Here is a 17398-nt window from a genome sequence, read left to right on the forward strand (position 1 = left end):
ACGCACCCCCGCCAGGGGCGCGGGGAACTGCGCAAGAACCCCCCACGGCCCCGCCCCCGGCAACGAACCCGCCCCCACTAAAACGCGGAAGCGACCCGCACAGCCTCCGCCAACGAATCCACCACCGGCGCCCCGACCCCCTCAAGACTGGCCCGCCCGTGCGACCCCCCGGTGTACAACACGGCCCGCGCCCCGGCAGCCAGCGCGGCCACGGCGTCATCGGCCGCGTCCCCGATCACGACGACCTGCTCCGGCGCGACCCCGGACGCCTCCTCCAGCGCCCCCAGATGCCGCACCATGTGCTCGGCCTTGCTCCCCCCGGAGGGCCCCACCCGCCCGTCCACCCGTACGAACCGCTCGGAGATCCCGAACTGCCGTACCAGCGGCACCAGTTCCTCATGCCCGTACATGCTGAGAATGGACTGGCTGCGCCCGGCGTCCTGCCACCCGGCGAGCAGCGGCTCCACACCGTCGGCGAGCCGGCAGTCCACGGAGTGGCGCGCGTAGTGCCGGTGGAAGACCTCGTCCATGACGAGCCACTCGGCGTCGGTGGGCAGCCGCCCCATCAGCCGCTCGTAGAACTTCGGGACCGGTACGCAGTACAGCGCCCGGTACTTCTCCAGCGTGATCGGCGCGAGCCCCAGCTCGGCGAACGCGGCGTTGGTGGCGTGGATGACGGCGTCGATGTCGTGGAGCAGCGTCCCGTTCCAGTCCCAGACGATGTGTCTCGCGGGCGGACCGAACGAGCCCCCGCCTATGTGCTTCCCCATACGGGAAACGTACCCCGCACGGACCGGCCCCGATTCAGTCGCCCTGACCGACCAGGTTCGGGATCTCCTGCGTGGCGAACCACAGCAGCTCGTGGTCCTCGGCGCCGTCCACGACGAACTGGGCGTCGTCGTCGCCGTGATCGGCCGCGCCCAGCGCGTCGGCGGCGGCCGCGACATCGGCCTCCGCGTCGTCGGCGTCCACGTGCACGGCGGCGGCCTTGGCCAGCGGTACGGCCTCGCGCACGGACACCTCACCGAGCGACGCGGGGTCGAGCCCCCGGTCCGGGTCGGCGACGGCGGCCCGGTCCGGGACGTCGACGGCCACGACGACCCGGCGCCGCGCCGCGTCCGGCTCCCCGGCGAGCATCCGCAGGGAGGCGAGCCCGGCCCGGTTGAGGGCGGCGTACTCCAGCTCCTCGATGTCGTCCGACAGGTACCACTCGCGCAGCGCGGGCGTGACGGCGAAGGCGGTGAGCGGCGCGGGCCCCAGCTCGCCCGCCTGGTACGCCTGAGCGAGTCGCGGCAGGGAGAGAGGTACGTACACGCGCATGACGGTCCGCTTTCGTAGTCGTCGGTGATCGTCCCGGAGGCCTTCAGGATACGTGCGGGAGTCCCCCTTCGGGCTGCCGCCCACCGCGTACCCCGCCGTCACCCCGCTCCACCGCGTCACCCGGCCCCACCCGTGCCGCAGCGGGCCCCCGCACCCCGCCGTCACCCGGATAAGTGAATCCCCTGCCGCCCCCCTCCGCCCGCCGGCCTCTCTTGCGGGGCCGCTCCCCGACCTCGTAGAAGGTGATCACGAAGAGTTACCGACCGGTATCAATGCGGAGGCGACGTGCAGAAGGTGCTTTCCAGGCGAGGCCCCCGTCGGACCAGCCGTCCCCCGGCGCGCAGGGACACCCGACGCCCGCCCCGGGTCGGGCCGCAGGCGCCGCCGCACCCCGCCGAACACTTCACGGACCTGCTCCTGCTGGTCCTGACCGGCCACCGGCCCGCCGTCTGGTTCGCCCGGCACACCCGGGGCCACGCCTTCGAGGACCTGCTCTGGCTCCTGGCCCACCGCCCGCTGGCCCGCACGGGCCCGCACCCGCGGGTCCACGACATCGGCCACTACGAACCCGACTCCGGCGTCTACGAGGTCTTCGCCCGCATCTCGGTGGGCCCGCGCCTGCACGCCCTGGCCTTCCGGCTGGCCCGCGCCGAGGACCTCCGCTGGCGCTGCACGGCGGTGGACCTGGACGGCCGGACCCCACGGGAGACGGAAGCCCCGTGAGGGGACCCGTGGCCCCACGCGGAAGGGCCGGACACCCAGAGGTGCCCGGCCCTTCAGGAGGACGACGTCACTTCTTGCGACGACGCCCCTTCTGCTGCTTGCGCCGCTCGGCCCGGGTCAGGCCGTCGGCGGCGGACCGGGTGGGCCCGCCCTCGGTGACGAAGTCGCCCTCGTCGACCCCGCCCTCGGCGTTCGGCGCCTGGAAGTGCAGCCGGTCGGGCCGCTGCGGAGCGTCGAGCCCCTTGGCCCGGATCTCCGGACGGACCTGCGCCGGGACCGCGTCCTCCTTGTCCAGCGACGTGGTGGGCGCGGCGTCCTCCACCGGGACCTCCTCGACCTGCTGCTCGACCTGGACCTCCAGGTTGAACAGGTAGCCGACGGACTCCTCCTTGATGCCCTCCATCATGGCGGTGAACATGTCGAAGCCCTCGCGCTGGTACTCGACCAGCGGGTCCTTCTGCGCCATGGCGCGCAGGCCGATGCCCTCCTGGAGGTAGTCCATCTCGTAGAGGTGCTCGCGCCACTTGCGGTCCAGCACGCTGAGCACCACGCGGCGCTCCAGCTCACGCATGATCTCGGAGCCGAGCTGCTCCTCGCGCTCCTCGTACTGCGCGTGGATGTCGTCCTTGACGGCGTCGGCGATGAACTCGGCGGTGAGCCCGGCACGGTCCCCGGCCTCGTCCTCCAGCTCCTCCACCGTCACCTTGATCGGGTAGAGCTGCTTGAAGGCGCCCCACAGCCGGTCGAGGTCCCAGTCCTCGGCGAAGCCCTCGGCGGTCTCGGCCTCGATGTACGCGTCGATGGTGTCGTCCATGAAGTGCTGCACCTGCTCGTGCAGGTCCTCGCCCTCCAGGACGCGGCGGCGCTCGCCGTAGATGACCTCGCGCTGGCGGTTCAGCACCTCGTCGTACTTCAGGACGTTCTTGCGCGTCTCGAAGTTCTGCTGCTCGACCTGCGACTGGGCGGAGGCGATGGCCCGCGTGACCATCTTGTTCTCGATCGGGACGTCGTCCGGCACGTTCGCCATCGACATCACGCGCTCGACCATCTGCGCCTTGAACAGGCGCATGAGGTCGTCACCGAGCGACAGGTAGAAGCGGGACTCGCCCGGGTCGCCCTGACGGCCGGAACGACCGCGCAGCTGGTTGTCGATACGCCGCGACTCGTGGCGCTCGGTGCCCAGCACATAGAGCCCGCCGAGGTCCTTGACCTCCTCGAACTCGGCCTTGACGGCCTGCTCGGCCTTCTCCAGGGCCTCGGGCAGCGCCGCGGCCCACTCCTCGACGTGCTCGACCGGGTCCAGGCCCGTCTGGCGCAGCTCGGCCTCGGCGAGGTCGTCGGGGTTGCCGCCGAGCTTGATGTCCGTACCGCGGCCCGCCATGTTCGTCGCGACGGTGACGGCGCCCTTGCGGCCGGCCTGCGCGACGATGGTCGCCTCACGGTCGTGCTGCTTGGCGTTGAGCACCTCGTGCTGGATGCCGCGCTTGGAGAGCTGCTGCGAGAGGTACTCGGACTTCTCGACCGACGTCGTACCGACGAGGATCGGCTGGCCCTTCTCGTGCTTCTCCGCGATGTCGTCGACGACGGCGTCGAACTTGGCGACCTCGGTGCGGTAGATCAGGTCGGCCTGGTCCTTGCGGACCATCGGCTTGTTCGTCGGGATCGGGACGACGCCCAGCTTGTAGATCTGGTGGAACTCGGCGGCCTCGGTCATCGCCGTACCGGTCATGCCGGAGAGCTTGTCGTAGAGGCGGAAGAAGTTCTGGAGGGTGATGGTCGCAAGGGTCTGGTTCTCGTCCTTGATGTCCACCCCTTCCTTCGCCTCGATCGCCTGGTGCATGCCCTCGTTGTAACGGCGGCCGGCGAGGATACGGCCGGTGTGCTCGTCGACGATCATGACTTCGCCGTCGATGACGACGTAGTCCTTGTCCTTCTTGAAGAGTTCCTTGGCCTTGATGGCGTTGTTCAGGTAACCCACGAGCGGGGTGTTCACCGACTCGTACAGATTGTCGATGCCCAGCCAGTCCTCGACCTTGGCGACGCCCGGCTCGTGGATGGCGACGGTGCGCTTCTTCTCGTCGACCTCGTAGTCGCCGGTCTCCTCGATGCCCTTCATGGTGTTGCCGGCCTCGCCCTTGGTGAGGCGGGTCACCAGCTTGGCGAAGTCGCCGTACCACTTGGTGGCCTGGTCCGCGGGACCGGAGATGATCAGCGGCGTACGGGCCTCGTCGACGAGGATGGAGTCGACCTCGTCGACCACCGCGAAGTTGTGGCCGCGCTGGACGAGCTCGTCCTGGGACCACGCCATGTTGTCGCGGAGGTAGTCGAAGCCGAACTCGTTGTTCGTGCCGTACGTGATGTCGCAGTTGTACTGCTCGCGGCGCTGGGCCGGCGTCATGTTCGCCAGGATGCAGCCCACGGTGAGGCCCAGGAACTTGTGGACGCGGCCCATCATCTCGGAGTCGCGCTCGGCCAGGTAGTCGTTCACCGTGATCAGGTGGACGCCCTTGCCGGACAGCGCGTTCAGATACGTCGGCAGCGTGCCGACGAGGGTCTTGCCCTCACCGGTCTTCATCTCGGCCACGTATCCGAGGTGGAGGGCGGCGCCGCCCATCAACTGCACGTCGTAGTGGCGCTGGCCCAGGACTCGCCGGGCGGCCTCACGGACGGTCGCGAACGCCTCGGGCAGCAGGTCGTCGAGGGTCTCGCCGTCCTCGACGCGCTGCTTGTACTCGTCCGTGAGCGCGCGCAGCTCGGCGTCGGAGAGGCTCTCGAAGTCCTCTTCGATGGAGTTGACCTGGTCCGCGATGCGGTGCAGCTTGCGCAGGATCTTGCCTTCGCCTGCACGCATGATCTTCTGGAGGACGGACACGAGGGTTGGTCTCCTTGCCGGTCGGGCCTGGCACGGTCGGTTACTCGGGCGACAGCCTGAGCAACGGCCATCGTATGCGAGGACCCCACCGCGCCGGGAGGTCTGCCATCAGGTCCAACGCACAGGCGCCTCGGAAGGTGCCGGTATACCCCACGAAAAGTGATGGTGCGTCCTCCTCGCCCCGAGCAGAATCGGGTGATGGAACCCGTGACGCTGACCACCGCCCGTCTGCGACTGCGCACCTTCGTCCCCGCCGACGCCGACGAGGTGCTGGCCGCCTGCCAGGACCCCGACATCCAGCGCTGGACCACGATTCCTTCGCCCTACGCGCGCGCGGACGCCGAATATTTCATCGAGCGGGTGGTCGCGGACGGCTGGCGCAGCGACGCCGAGTACACCTTCGCGGTCCGGACCGAGGAGCACGGCCCGATCGCCGCCGCCGTCGGGCTGCACCACCCGCGCGCGGGTGCCTGGGAAGTGGGTTTCTGGACGGCCAAGGAGTTCCGCGGCCGCGGCTACATGACGGAGGCGGTCCTCGAAGTCGCCCGCTGGGCGTTCACCGAGCTCGCCTGCACCCGCCTGGAATGGCGGGCCGAGGTGGGCAACAAGGGCTCGCGCACCGTCGCCGAGAAGGCCGGTTTCACCATGGAGGGCGTGCTGCGCGCGGGCCTGCCGAACAAGGGAGTCCTCCGCGACTGCTGGGTGGGCTCCCTCCTCCCCTCGGACCTGCCCCTCCCGAGCCCCCTGCCCTACCTCCCCTCCACCCCCTGACCACCCCGCCCCCGTACGGCCCCGCCCCCGCCTTGGGCAATCTGCCGCCGCCCCACCCCGCCCAGCCTTGGGCAATCTGCCGCCAAGGGCGGCAGGGTGGGCAAGGCGGCACCCCAGCGCCGGGCAGGCGCCCCGGCGGGCCCCGCCCACGGCCCGGAGCGGCACCCACGGTCGGGGCCCCGTTTGTCAGCGCCGCCCCCTATCGTTCCGCTCATGCCGACGACCGCGCCGCAGCACCCCACCCCCACCACCCAGCACCCCGTCGCCCTCTCCGCCCAGGAGGCCCGCCGCATCGCCCTCCGCGCCCAGGGCTTCCTCGGCGCCCCGAACCGCGCCGCAGGCGTCCGCGGAGTCCTGCGCAGCCTCGGCGCGGTCCAGCTCGACACGATCTCGGTCCTGGCCCGCTCCCACGAGCTGATCCCGTACGCGCGCCTCGGCGCGGTCGGCCGCAAGAAGGTCGAGCAGGCCTACTGGACCCAGACCCACGCCTTCGAGTACTGGTCCCACGCGGCCTGCATCCTCCCCATCGAGGAATGGCCCCACTTCGCCTTCCGCCGCCGCGCCTACCGCAACCGCCCGCACTGGAACCACCACCTCCCCGACGGCGCCTACGACCAGGTGATCAAGCAGCTGCGCGCCGAGGGCCCGCTGACCGCCACGGAGCTGGGCGGCGCGAAGAACAAGGGCGAGTGGTGGGACTGGTCGGACTCGAAGGTCGCCGTCGAGCGCGCGCTGATGTACGGCGAGGTGGTCTGCGTCGAGCGCCGCGCCTGGAAGCGGGTCTACGACCTGGCGGAGCGCGCGATCCCGGCGGACCTGCTCCACGACGACCTGGACGACAAGGAGTGCGTGCGCCGCCTGGTCGTCCAGGCCGGCCAGGCGCTCGGCGTCGGCACCCGCTCGGACATCGCCGACTACCACCGGCTGAAGAGCGAGCAGTTCGACGCGGTGATCGCGGAGACCAACCTGGTCCCGGTGACGGTCGAGGGCTGGGGCGGCAAGCCGGCCTGGGCCGACCCGGCGGCGCTGGAGTCGACGCCCCGCGGCCGGCACCGTACGACGCTGCTGTCCCCGTTCGACTCGCTGGTATGGGAGCGGGCGCGCGCGGAGCGGATCTTCGGCTTCACGCACCGCCTGGAGGCGTACGTCCCCAAGCCCAAGCGCGTCCACGGCTACTTCGCGATGCCGGTCCTGGCGGGCGGACAGCTGGTGGGCCGGGTCGACCCGGCGCGCGAGGGCACCACGCTGGTCGCCCGGCAGGTCTCCCTGGACGGCCCGAAGGCGGTCCAGGGAGTGGCGCAGGCCCTGCGCGAGGCGGCGAGCTGGGTGGGCTGCGACAGCGTCCGCGTGGAGCGCATGGCGGACGCGGCCCTGAAGCGGGACCTCGTCAGAGCGCTCGACTGAGGCGACAGGCAACCGGCGACCCGGACGAGTCCTAGCGGATCTCGAGGATCTTCTCCCGCATCGCGTACACCACGGCCTCCATCCTGGAGTGCAGCTGCAGCTTCTCCAGGATGTTGCGCACATGGTTCTTCACGGTGTTCTCCGAGATGAACAACTCCTTGGCGATATCCCGGTTGTTCATCCCGGTGGCGACCAGCTTGAGCACTTCCAGCTCGCGGTCGGTGAGCCGGGGCGCGGGCACCAGCCGGCGCTCGTCGGTGCGCTGGATCATCGACTTGAATTCGGTGAGCAGCTTCGACGCCATGGAGGGGCTGATCTGCGACTGCCCGTCGGCGACGGCGCGAATGGCCGTGGCCACCTCGTCGGTCGAGATCTCCTTCAGCAGATACCCCGTGGCGCCCGCCTTGATCGCGTCGTAGAGATCCGCTTCCTCGTCGCTGATCGTGAGCATGATGATTTTGGCGCTGGGTGCCACTTCCTTGATGGAGGTGCACGCCTCGATGCCGCCGCGCTTGGGCATCCGGACGTCCATCAGGACGATGTCCGGCAGCAGGTCGGCCGCCTTGTCCACCGCCTCGGCGCCGTCGCCCGCCTCGCCGACGACCTGAATGTCCTCCTCGGCCGCGAGGACGATCTCCAGACCACGCCGGAACAGCGCGTGATCGTCCACCACAAGGACCCGGATCGGCTCCTTGCGTGGTGAGCCCTCGTCCGGGCCCGTACCGGCGCCGCCATCGGCCGCGCCGGCGTCCTCGCCCCGCATCGGTCCGAAGCTGTCCGCCATCGTTCCTCCCCCTGAAGGCCGTGGCCCCGTCTTCCTGTGCCGGGCCAACCCGAGGCACCGGCCCACCGGTTGACCCGGCACGGCCATGATTTCATGCCTCGGGGTCCGCGCGTCGACGGAGCGGCGCACCAGGGGGTCGCACGATGGTGCCCCTGGGGGCGCACGCACACTCCAGGGGCACCGGATGAGTGGGTTTTCGGACAGCCTGCCCACGGACCGGGCGGACTCAGCCGCCGATGGCGTCTCCCGCGTCGGCGCTGTGCACGTCGGCGACCATGGGGTCGCTGCTGAGGTGGATGACGCCGTAGTCGTAGGCGTGACGCCGGTAGACCACGCTGGGTTCCTTGGTGTCGGAGTCGACGAACAGATAGAAGTCGTGCCCGACCAGCTCCATCTCGTAGAGCGCCTGGTCGAGCGTCATGGGTGCGGCGACGTGGGTCTTCTCACGGACGACGAGCGGGCCCTCGCCCTGGACCTCGAGCGATCCGATCCTGGTCGTCGGCACGGCGTCGGGCTCGGTGTCGTCCTTGGCGATCGTGCCGTCCCCGTTGAGCGTGGCGGCGTCCGGGACGTGCTCGGCGACCTCCGCCGCCGAGATGCGCTTCGTGCCGCGCCGCGACGACCGCTTGTCGTGCTGCTTGCGCAGCCGCGCGTCGAGCTTTTCCGTGGCGAGGTCGAGCGCCGCGTACGGATCGTTCGCCGAGGCCTCGGCCCGGATCACCGGACCCCGCGTGCGCAGCGTGATCTCCACGCGGTCGCAGCGGTCGGCCTGTCGGGGGTTGGGCTCCTTGGACACCTCCACGTCGAGGCTGATCACCTTGCCGTCGAGCTTCTGGATCTTCTCCAGGTTCAGCTTGTCGGCCACGTGCTTGCGGAACCGCTCCGGTACCTCGGTCTTGCGGCCCTTGACGACGATGTCCACGCAGAACTCCGTTCCCGGATAACTCCGCTCGCTCGGCGGAGCATCTCCCTCTTGCACACGACTCCGGCCACTTCCGGAGCCTCGGACTCGGTGACTTCCACCTCCTCCTCCCCCGCGGGCGAGATCTCCACCCCACCGTGACGGGTGATTGTCGAAATCTCTGCGCAATCGCTCGCACGGCAATCCGATATGCGAGGTACGGCTTCTGTCTTTCCTGCCGAGTTCCTCACAACTGAACATATCTCGCCCGGACGGATGTCGTCACCCTCTACTGACGCGTACCTCCATTCCGGTGGATGAACCCTCTCTCTACCTGGAACGATGCAGATCCTCGGTCAGTTCCGGTTTATTTCGAAGGAATCCGGAGATGCGGAGACCACGGCGGCCCCCACCGTGATCGGTCCTGCCATTCCGGGACCCGCCGCGCGTTCTCCCGCTGCTGTTGCGGAACGCGTCACCGCGTGTATTGCGCGCGCTGCCTCCGCCAAAGACGCGCCGGTCGTCATCAGGTCGTCGACCAGCACGATCCGGCCAACTTCGGTGAACAGCCCGCCCGCACCGCCCACCACGTCCAGCGCGCCCGACACATTGGCCCGGCGCTGCCGGGCGTCGAGCCCCGACTGGTCGGCCACGGCCCGCCGCTGGCGCAGCACGGCCAGGACCCGCACCGCGACGCCCTCCCGGCGCAGCCCGGCCGCCGCCGCGTACGCCAGGCGCCGCGTCGGGTCGTGCCCGCGCGCCCGCACCGCCCGGGGCGCGGAGGGCACCGGCACCAGCGCCACGGCCCCCGTCCCGCCCACCGGCAGTCCGGCCCGCACCGCCCCGGCGAGCGCCTCGCCCAGCGGCCGGGCCAGCCCCAGCGCGCCACGCTCCTTGTGCGCGAGCAGCACGGCCCGCACAGACCCCTCGTAGGGCACCGCCGCGTGCACGACGGGCAGCCCCGGCGGTCTCGGCGTCGGCGTCACCCGCCCCGGCCCAGCACCGCGGACCGCCCGTGCGCACCTCACGCACAGCGGTGTACGCGACCTGCCGCAGCCTGCGCACTGGGCCGGCAGCACCAGGTCGGAGAGGTCCTGCCACCACCCCCGCATACCCACCACTGTGCCAACCGGCGCGCCCCGCGACCACCCCTGTGGACAACGCCCTGTGGACAACTCGGCACCCCTGCCCGGCGACCGCGTCCCCGCAGGCGGAAGCAGCCCTACCCCGGATAGACCGGCGCCGTCCCGACCTTCAGCACGGACTGCCACGCGGCCCCGGAGGGCAACCGCACGATCCCGTCGTCGGAGTGCGCCAGCAGCGGCAGATCCGTGTCGGACGCCGCGATCTCGCTCACCCGCGTCAGCCCCGGCAGCGCCTGCCCGGTCGGGGTCGAGCCGTCGCACTGCACGTACCGGATCTGCTGGAGCCCGCCCGGCTCCCGGCCGACGACCACGAGCCGGCTGCCGCCCGCCCAGGACACGGCGGTGACCTCCTCCATGTCCGGTGCGGCCGGGCGCAGGTCGACCACCGAGATCTCCATGTCGCCGTCCGTCATGTCGTGGTCCCGCTCGACACGGCCGATCTGCAGCCGCGTCCTGCCGTCCTCCTCGACCAGGAGGGCGACGCGCGCGCCGTCGGCGGACATCTTCACCGCCTCGATCCGGGCATTCTCACCGAGCTCGTCGACCCGGACCTCCTGCATCCGGTCGGCCATGCCGTCCCCGAACACGAGCAGGCGCCGGTTCTTCGGATCGCGGTCGGCCACCCACAGATCACCCTGCGCGTCCCAACTGGGCGTCGTGAAACCGTCCTTCTCCGCCTTGGCGCCACTGTGCGCGAGCGCGTCCCCGAGCGAGGCGTTGGTGACCATGGACGCCACGAACAGCGACCGCCCGTCGCCGGACACCGCCGCCGCACGCTCCTGGTCGCGCGAGATCGCGACGGACCGCATCCGCCGCTCGCCCTCGCCCATCGGACCCGCCACCTGCTCGGGCTTCTGGTGCGAGCCGCTGGTGCCCGGCATCCGCACCACACGGCCCTTGTCGTCCAGGAAGTACTGGTACTGGAGCCCCGTGGAGTACCGCGGCGCCACCAGCGCGTCGGCCGCGCCCTTCGCGAGGGTGCACATCAGCCGGCCGTCGGCCCGCTCCAGTTCGACCTCGTCCACGCTCGACGACGACAGGTCCCGCAGTGAGTACAGGAGCTGGGCCGCCATCTTCTTGCACTGCGCCGAACCGATCGTGTCGGCGCTCTTGTTCAACGGCACCTTCAGCTTGTTCGCGTCGTCGGGAGCCAGCGACTTCGTCCCGTCGCGCAGCGCCGCCTTCAGCGGGAACGACGTCGTCACCACGCGGTTCAGCCAGCGGGTGGGCCCGGCGAGCACCTCCTTGACGGTCTCCGTCAGGGGGTCCACCCACTTCCGTACGAAGACGGGGTCGGCGACGAGCCGCTTCTGCCCGTCCCCGTCACCGGACTTCGCCGCGGGATCCACCGCGTAGTAGTACTTGTTGACGGACTGATAGATCCGCTGGAAGTCGGTCTTGCCCAGGACGACGCCGCGCGGCGGGGTGTCGATCCGCCACTGCTTCGGCTTGCCCTTGGCGGTCGCGACCAGGCTCAGATGCAGCGGTTCCTTGTAGCCGCTGCTGTCCGGCTGGTACGCCTGCTGGTCGTCGAGGCGTGCGACCTGAGTCCCGGTCAGCTCGAAGCCGCGCCCGTCCTGGGCGGAGTTCGCCCGGTCCGTCGCGTGCCTGCTGGGGCCGTCCTTGAGCACGACGGTCTGCCGCTCGGGATGCCAGTTCTTCGCCGCGTCGGGCGTCAGATACTTGCGGGCCACCGCGTACGAAGGGTCGTCGCTGGTCAGCGCCTCGAGGAAGCCTTCGACGATGCTCGTGGCCGCCGCGTTGTCCCGCGGCGGCAGCGCGAAGACGCGGACCTGCGAGTCCGGGCGCTGCGACGCCTCCACCGACTCGAGTCCGCCGCTGTCCGGCATCGACGCGCATCCGGCGAGGACGATGACGCCGCATCCGGCCAGCGCACCGCCCCGCACCCCGCGCCGCCGACGCGACGCCCGCTGCTCATCCACGACCGCCCTCGCTCCCCTCGTCACCCTCCGCCTGTCCGCCACGGCGGCCGCCGACGGCAGACCCTCCCCGCCACGGCGCACCGGACTCCGGCTCGGGCCCGACGGCCTCCACCGGGCCCACCTCACCAGCCGCACCGGCCTCGCCGGGCTGTCGCGGCACGCTCAACGCCCCGCCGCCCGTCCCCGCACCGCGCGCGACCACGCGCGCGCCACTGCCCGGCAGCGCCGTGGGATCGGCCGGCACCGCGGCCTGCCGCATCCGCGGCGCCAGCGGCGCCTTCGCCGGTACGGGCGGCGTCTGGGCGGGCACGGTCGCCAGCTTCCTGTCCTGCGCGCCGCCGTCGCCCAGGCCGCGGTTTCGTCGCGAGTCCTCCGGCTCCAGCGGTATCGGCGACCCGCGCAACGGCTCGTCCGCCGTCCGCGGCAACGTCAGCCGGAACTGCGAACCGCCACCCGGCTCACCCCACGCCTGCAACCAGCCGCCGTGCAGCCGCGCGTCCTCCAGGGCGATCGACAGGCCGAGACCGGTGCCGCCCGTCGTCCGCGCGCGCGCCGGATCGGCCCGCCAGAAACGGCTGAACACCCGGGTCGCCTCGCCCGGCTTCAGCCCGACCCCGTAGTCGCGCACCGCGACGGCGACGGCGCCACCGGCGGCGGCGAGCCGCACGACGACGTCCCTGCCCTCGCCGTGCTCCACGGCGTTCACCACGAGATTGCGCAGGACGCGCTCCACGCGCCGGGCGTCCGCCTCGGCGACCACCGGCTGATCGTCACCGAGGATCCGCACCTGCGTGCCCTTGCGCTCGGCGAGCGGCTCGGCGCCGCTGACGACCCGCCGCACGACCTCCCGCAGGTCGACCGGCTCGGCCTCCAGCGCGGCGGCCCCCGCGTCGAAACGGCTGATCTCCAGCAGGTCCGCGAGCAGCGACTCGAACCGGTCCAGCTGATCGGCGAGCAGCTCCGCCGACCGCGCGGTCACCGGATCGAAGTCGACCCGCGCCTCGTGGATGACGTCCGCGGCCATCCGTACGGTCGTCAGCGGAGTCCGCAGCTCATGGCTGACGTCCGACACGAACCGCCGCTGCATCCGCGACAGATCCTCCAGCTGCTGGATCTTCAGATGCAGGTTCTGCGCCATCTTGTTGAAGGCTTCGCCGAGGCGCGCGATGTCGTCCTCGCCGGTGACCTTCATACGTTCCTGGAGGCGGCCCGCGGAGAGCCGCTCGGCCACCCCGGCCGCCATCCGCACGGGCGTCACGACCTGTCGCACGACGAGCCAGGCGATGGCCCCGAGCAGCACGACCACGAACAGCCCGGCCGTCGCCAGCGTCCCCTTCACCAGGTCCAGGGACTTCTCCTCCTGGGTGAGCGGGAAGAGGTAGTACAGCTGGTACGGGTTGCCCTGCGGGTCGTTGAGGCGCTTGCCGATGACCAGGCCCGGCTGCGAGGCCTGACCGCCCTCGTAGATGATCCGCGTGTACTCCTGGGAGGCGCCGGTCATCCGCTCGACCCGCTCCCGCAGGTCCTCGGGCACGCTGCGCACCGGCTCCACGTTGCCGGAGCCGCGCAGGGCCCGTCCGCTGCCGCTGTCGGCGTCACCGGAGCTGAGCGTGACGACGTCGAAGGCACCCTTGCCGCCGCTGGAGAGCTGGCTGACGAGATCGGTCTTCCAGCTGTTGGGCTCCACGCTGGTGCGGCTGTCGTCGGGCGCGCCGTCCTGCGCCGCGGCGGTGACCGCGTCCGCCTTGTCCTTGGCGGCCCGGAAGCCGCCCTCGGCCTGGCTCTGCGACGCCTTCACCTTGGCGTCCAGCAGGCCGTTGCTCACCGAACCGATGACGACGATGCCGAGCAGCAGCACCACACCCAGCGACATCACCAGGGTGGTGACGACGACCTTCAGCTGGATGTTGCGCCGCCACAGCCGCATCGCGGGCAGCAGCGGCCGCCGCACCCAGCGCGTGAACAGCCGGAGCACCGGACTGCCCTTCATGCCGCCCTGGAGCAGCAGACCGCCGTCGAAGACCCGGCGCGCCCAGGGGACCCGCCCGGCCGCCGGCTGTCCCACAGGCCGCTCCGAACGGGATCCCGGCTTCCCGGGCGCCGAAGCGGCACTGTTCCGGGACATGTCAGCTCGGCCCTGCCTTGTAACCGACCCCGCGGACGGTCACCACGATCTCGGGCCGCTCGGGATCCTTCTCGACCTTCGAACGCAGCCGCTGCACATGCACATTGACCAGGCGCGTGTCCGCGGCGTGCCGGTAGCCCCACACCTGCTCGAGCAGCACCTCGCGGGTGAACACCTGCCACGGCTTGCGGGCCAGGGCCACCAGCAGATCGAACTCCAGCGGCGTCAGCGCGATCGACTGCCCGTCCCGCTTGACCGAGTGCCCGGCCACGTCGATGACCAGGTCACCGATGGCCAGCTGCTCGGGCGCGGGCTCCTCCGACCTCCGCAGCCGCGCCCGGATACGGGCCACGAGCTCCTTCGGCTTGAAGGGCTTCACGATGTAGTCGTCGGCGCCCGACTCGAGCCCCACCACCACATCGACGGTGTCGCTCTTCGCCGTGAGCATCACGATCGGCACCCCGGACTCCGCCCTGATCAGGCGGCACACCTCGATGCCGTCCCGGCCGGGCAGCATGAGGTCGAGGAGAACCAGATCGGGCTTGGTCTCCCGGAAAGCGGCCAGCGCCTTGTCGCCGTCAGCTACGAACGACGGCTCAAAACCTTCACCACGCAGCACAATGCCGAGCATCTCGGCCAGTGCGGTGTCGTCGTCGACGACAAGGACTCGTCCCTTCATGGACCACATCATCCCATTAGCTCATCGTTACCTGGCGTGACCTGGAACACAGCTCACTCAGGCCCTCACCTGTCACAGGCGCCAACGCGCCCCACTCCGTGACGATCGCCGTCACCAGCTCCGGCGGTGTCACGTCGAACGCCGGGTTGTACGCCTGCGTTCCCAACGGTGCCACCGGAATCCCGCCACCCGCCTCCACTCCCGCCAACGGCGCCTGCGGCGCCGTGAGCTCCGTCACTTCATGTCCGGCCCGCTGCTCCACCTCGATGGACACACCGTCGGGAGTCGCCAGATCCACCGTCGTCACCGGCGCCACCACGATGAACGGCACATGGTGATAACGCGCCAGAACCGCGAGCGGATAGCTCCCCACCTTGTTGGCCACCGAACCGTCGGCGGCGATCCGGTCCGCGCCGATCAGCACCGCGTCCACCTCACCGGCGGCGAACAGCGATCCCGCCGCGTTGTCGGTCAGCAATGTGTACGCCATCCCGCTGCGCGCTGCCTCGTACGCGGTCAGCCGCGCACCCTGCAACAGGGGGCGGGTCTCGTCCACCCACAGCCGGCGCAGCCGTCCGGCGCGGTGCGCGGCGCGCGCCACCGCGAACGCCGTGCCCTCACCACCGGAGACCAGGGCCCCGGTGTTGCAGTGCGTCAGGATCCGGTGGTTCCCGCCGGGCAGCAGCTCGTCGAGCAGCCGCATCCCGTGCTCCGCCATCCTGGCGCTCGCCGCGGCGTCCTCCTGGTGCAGCGCCCGCGCGGCGGCGAGCGCGGCAGCGGCGGCCCGCTCCCGGACGGCCTCGCCGCCCGTCCCCGCCCCGGCCCCCAGCGCCGACCGGTACGCCTCCTCGGCCCTGCGGACGCCGTACGCCAGATTGACCGCGGTGGGCCGTGCGCCCGCCAGGGCGTCCGCGGCCTGCCGCACGTCGAATCCACGAGCGGCGGCGAGCGCCACCCCGTACGCCCCCGTGATGCCGAGCAGCGGAGCTCCGCGCACGGCCAGGGACCGGATCGCCTGCACCAGTGCCTGCGGATCCGTGCACACCAGCTCGACTTCTTCTGCCGGAAGGCGCGTCTGGTCGAGCAACACCAGAACGGGCCCCTCCGCCGGTTCCTCCCAACGGATCGCCTGTACGTCGTCGGTCCTGGGCTGTTTGTCCTCGCTGAGCTGTATGTCCTCGCCGGATTGCGCGTACTGATCAGCCATCCGCCCAGTCTGCCCTTCCCTGCCCCGACAATTGAAGGTGTCAAGGCAGTACGGGGCCAGGTCATGCGGAACCCACCCCATGGCACGATGGCAGCCAACCTGCCGCCGCGACCGCGGACGGGCACCTTGAAGGAGCGACGATGAACGACACTCCGGGCTGGGCCTCGCCCGGATCTGCCCCCTCCGACGGCCCCGACGGCAAGGGCCAGGACAGCACGGGCCAGAACGGTGACGCCCAGGGCGCCGCTCCGCAGGACGCCGTGGGCCAGGGCCCCCAGTGGTCCAAGGAGCAGCCGCCGCCCGCGCAGTGGTCGGCTCCTTCCGGCTCGCCCGGCTCCTCCGGATCCTCCGGCCCCGGCCAGACCCCGCCGCCGCCCCCGCCGGCCCCCGGCCAGGGCTGGGGCGGCCAGGCTCCCGGCCAGGGCGGCTGGGGCCAGGGCCCCGGCGGTCCCGGGTACGGCGGCTGGGGCGCTCCCCCGCAGGGCGGCGGCTGGGGCCAGGGCGGCTGGGGCGGCCCGCCCGCCGCGGCCAAGCCCGGCGTCATCCCGCTGCGCCCGCTGGGCGTCGGGGAGATCCTCGACGGCGCGGTCTCGACGATGCGTACGTACTGGCGCACCGTCCTCGGCATCTCGCTGACCGTCGCCGTGGTCACGGAACTTCTGGTGGTCCTCCTCCAGGGCTTCTTCCTCAACGACTCGGCGACCACCGCCGCGCTCGACGACCCGGACGCCACGCCCCGCGAGGTCCTCAACGCCCTGGGCGGGCTGTTCATCGGCACCGGTGTCGTCCTCGTGGTCACGCTGCTCGGCACGATCATCGCCACGGCCCTGCTGACGACCGTCACCAGCCGTGCGGTCCTCGGCACGTCCGTCACCACCGGCGAGGCCTGGCGCGACGCCCGTCCCCAGGTCCTCAGGCTGCTCGGCCTGACGCTGCTGCTGCCGCTGATCGTCGCGGCGGTCGTCTTCGTGGGCACCGTCCCCGGCATCCTCGTCGCCGTCCTCGGTTCGTCCGACGGCGGCATCGCGCTCGCGATCATCGGCGGCATCGCGGGCTTCGTCGTCGCGATCTGGCTGATGATCCGCTTCTCGCTGGCCTCGCCCGCGCTGATGCTGGAGAAGCAGACGATCCGCAAGGCCATGGGCCGGTCCAGCAAGCTGGTCCGCGGCTCCTGGTGGCGGGTCTTCGGCATCCAGATCCTGGCGACGATCATCACCAACATCGTCTCGTCGATCATCCTGATCCCGTTCACCTTCATCGCCGCGGCGATCAGCGGTGACGGCGTCGGCCTCCTGGACAGCACCGGCGACTCGGGCTGGGCCTTCCTGATCATCAGCGGCCTCGGCTCGGTGATCGGCTCCACGCTCACCTTCCCGATCACCGCGGGCGTCACCGTGCTGCTCTACATCGACCAGCGCATCCGCCGCGAGGCCCTCGACCTCGAACTCGCCCGCGCCGCGGGCCTCCAGGGCTACGGGACCGCTCCCGGCGCCACCCCGGGGGGCTGATGCGGTGAGCGCGCCC

14 protein-coding genes are annotated in these 17398 nt (G+C 71.3%); 4 read left to right on the forward strand and 10 right to left on the reverse strand.

Translation table 11 applies throughout. The annotated features are described in order from the left end of the window. Window positions 1-77 precede the first annotated feature (77 nt). A complete protein-coding gene (locus ABII15_RS15605) occupies window positions 78-770 on the reverse strand; it encodes an HAD family hydrolase (protein WP_353942931.1) in 693 nt (230 codons plus the stop codon). 34 nt (window positions 771-804) lie between these two features. Further along, window positions 805-1320, reverse strand: coding sequence for a hypothetical protein (locus ABII15_RS15610; protein WP_353942932.1), 516 nt, complete (start codon window positions 1318-1320; stop codon window positions 805-807). Window positions 1321-1605: 285 nt separating this feature from the next. Between ABII15_RS15610 and ABII15_RS15615 the strand changes: the two genes are divergently transcribed. Then, the gene (locus ABII15_RS15615) at window positions 1606-2043 is read left to right on the forward strand and encodes an Rv3235 family protein (protein ID WP_353942933.1); all 438 of its coding nucleotides are present in this window, start codon (window positions 1606-1608) and stop codon (window positions 2041-2043) included. A gap of 67 nt (window positions 2044-2110) precedes the next feature. On the opposite strand, the gene secA is transcribed toward ABII15_RS15615, so the two are convergent. Continuing rightward, window positions 2111-4915 (reverse strand): preprotein translocase subunit SecA, encoded by a 2805-nt coding sequence (gene secA, locus ABII15_RS15620; RefSeq protein ID WP_353942934.1) that lies wholly within the window; start codon window positions 4913-4915, stop codon window positions 2111-2113. Window positions 4916-5113: 198 nt separating this feature from the next. Between secA and ABII15_RS15625 the strand changes: the two genes are divergently transcribed. Both ABII15_RS15625 and ABII15_RS15630 read left to right on the forward strand, forming a co-directional pair. Next, window positions 5114-5686, forward strand: a complete 573-nt coding sequence (locus ABII15_RS15625) for a GNAT family N-acetyltransferase (RefSeq protein WP_353942935.1) — start codon at window positions 5114-5116, stop codon at window positions 5684-5686. 213 nt (window positions 5687-5899) lie between these two features. Continuing rightward, window positions 5900-7090: a crosslink repair DNA glycosylase YcaQ family protein gene (locus tag ABII15_RS15630; RefSeq protein ID WP_353942936.1), complete on the forward strand. Its 1191-nt coding sequence runs from the start codon at window positions 5900-5902 to the stop codon at window positions 7088-7090. 31 nt (window positions 7091-7121) lie between these two features. On the opposite strand, the gene ABII15_RS15635 is transcribed toward ABII15_RS15630, so the two are convergent. The 7 genes from ABII15_RS15635 to mtnA all read right to left on the reverse strand — a co-directional run bounded on the left by ABII15_RS15635 (window position 7122) and on the right by mtnA (window position 15874). Beyond that, window positions 7122-7874, reverse strand: a complete 753-nt coding sequence (locus ABII15_RS15635; protein WP_353942937.1) for a response regulator transcription factor — start codon at window positions 7872-7874, stop codon at window positions 7122-7124. 226 nt (window positions 7875-8100) lie between these two features. Further along, window positions 8101-8853, reverse strand: a complete 753-nt coding sequence (gene raiA, locus ABII15_RS15640; RefSeq protein WP_353942938.1) for a ribosome-associated translation inhibitor RaiA — start codon at window positions 8851-8853, stop codon at window positions 8101-8103. Window positions 8854-9131: 278 nt separating this feature from the next. Further along, complete coding sequence (locus ABII15_RS15645; RefSeq protein ID WP_353942939.1) at window positions 9132-9887, reverse strand: ComF family protein; 756 nt, start codon at window positions 9885-9887, stop codon at window positions 9132-9134. Between the two features lie 110 nt (window positions 9888-9997). Beyond that, entirely contained in the window at window positions 9998-11770 is a 1773-nt protein-coding gene (locus ABII15_RS15650; RefSeq protein ID WP_353947072.1) for an LpqB family beta-propeller domain-containing protein, read from the reverse strand. A gap of 85 nt (window positions 11771-11855) precedes the next feature. Beyond that, window positions 11856-13988 carry an MtrAB system histidine kinase MtrB gene (mtrB, locus tag ABII15_RS15655; RefSeq protein ID WP_353942940.1) on the reverse strand — a complete coding sequence of 711 codons (2133 nt, stop codon included), beginning with the start codon at window positions 13986-13988 and terminating at the stop codon, window positions 11856-11858. Window position 13989: 1 nt separating this feature from the next. Beyond that, window positions 13990-14679 (reverse strand): two-component system response regulator MtrA, encoded by a 690-nt coding sequence (mtrA, locus tag ABII15_RS15660; protein WP_199836122.1) that lies wholly within the window; start codon window positions 14677-14679, stop codon window positions 13990-13992. Between the two features lie 4 nt (window positions 14680-14683). Beyond that, window positions 14684-15874, reverse strand: a complete 1191-nt coding sequence (gene mtnA, locus ABII15_RS15665; RefSeq protein WP_353942941.1) for an S-methyl-5-thioribose-1-phosphate isomerase — start codon at window positions 15872-15874, stop codon at window positions 14684-14686. A gap of 140 nt (window positions 15875-16014) precedes the next feature. Between mtnA and ABII15_RS15670 the strand changes: the two genes are divergently transcribed. Continuing rightward, window positions 16015-17382 (forward strand): glycerophosphoryl diester phosphodiesterase membrane domain-containing protein, encoded by a 1368-nt coding sequence (locus tag ABII15_RS15670; protein WP_353942942.1) that lies wholly within the window; start codon window positions 16015-16017, stop codon window positions 17380-17382. The last annotated feature ends 16 nt before the right edge of the window (window positions 17383-17398 follow it).

The sequence above is a fragment of the Streptomyces sp. HUAS MG91 genome (assembly GCF_040529335.1).
Taxonomy (GTDB): Bacteria; Actinomycetota; Actinomycetes; order Streptomycetales; family Streptomycetaceae; genus Streptomyces; species Streptomyces tabacisoli.

Excerpts from the sequence above, each read along its gene's own strand:
- ABII15_RS15605 (WP_353942931.1), bottom strand. The coding sequence starts at position 770 with ATGGGGAAGCACATAGGCGGGGGCTCGTTCGGTCCGCCCGCGAGACAC.
- ABII15_RS15610 (WP_353942932.1), bottom strand. The coding sequence starts at position 1,320 with ATGCGCGTGTACGTACCTCTCTCCCTGCCGCGACTCGCTCAGGCGTAC.
- ABII15_RS15625 (WP_353942935.1), top strand. The coding sequence starts at position 5,114 with ATGGAACCCGTGACGCTGACCACCGCCCGTCTGCGACTGCGCACCTTC.
- ABII15_RS15630 (WP_353942936.1), top strand. The coding sequence starts at position 5,900 with ATGCCGACGACCGCGCCGCAGCACCCCACCCCCACCACCCAGCACCCC.
- ABII15_RS15635 (WP_353942937.1), bottom strand. The coding sequence starts at position 7,874 with ATGGCGGACAGCTTCGGACCGATGCGGGGCGAGGACGCCGGCGCGGCC.
- ABII15_RS15645 (WP_353942939.1), bottom strand. The coding sequence starts at position 9,887 with ATGCGGGGGTGGTGGCAGGACCTCTCCGACCTGGTGCTGCCGGCCCAG.
- ABII15_RS15650 (WP_353947072.1), bottom strand. The coding sequence starts at position 11,770 with ATGCCGGACAGCGGCGGACTCGAGTCGGTGGAGGCGTCGCAGCGCCCG.
- mtrB (WP_353942940.1), bottom strand. The coding sequence starts at position 13,988 with ATGTCCCGGAACAGTGCCGCTTCGGCGCCCGGGAAGCCGGGATCCCGT.
- mtrA (WP_199836122.1), bottom strand. The coding sequence starts at position 14,679 with ATGATGTGGTCCATGAAGGGACGAGTCCTTGTCGTCGACGACGACACC.
- mtnA (WP_353942941.1), bottom strand. The coding sequence starts at position 15,874 with ATGGCTGATCAGTACGCGCAATCCGGCGAGGACATACAGCTCAGCGAG.
- ABII15_RS15670 (WP_353942942.1), top strand. The coding sequence starts at position 16,015 with ATGAACGACACTCCGGGCTGGGCCTCGCCCGGATCTGCCCCCTCCGAC.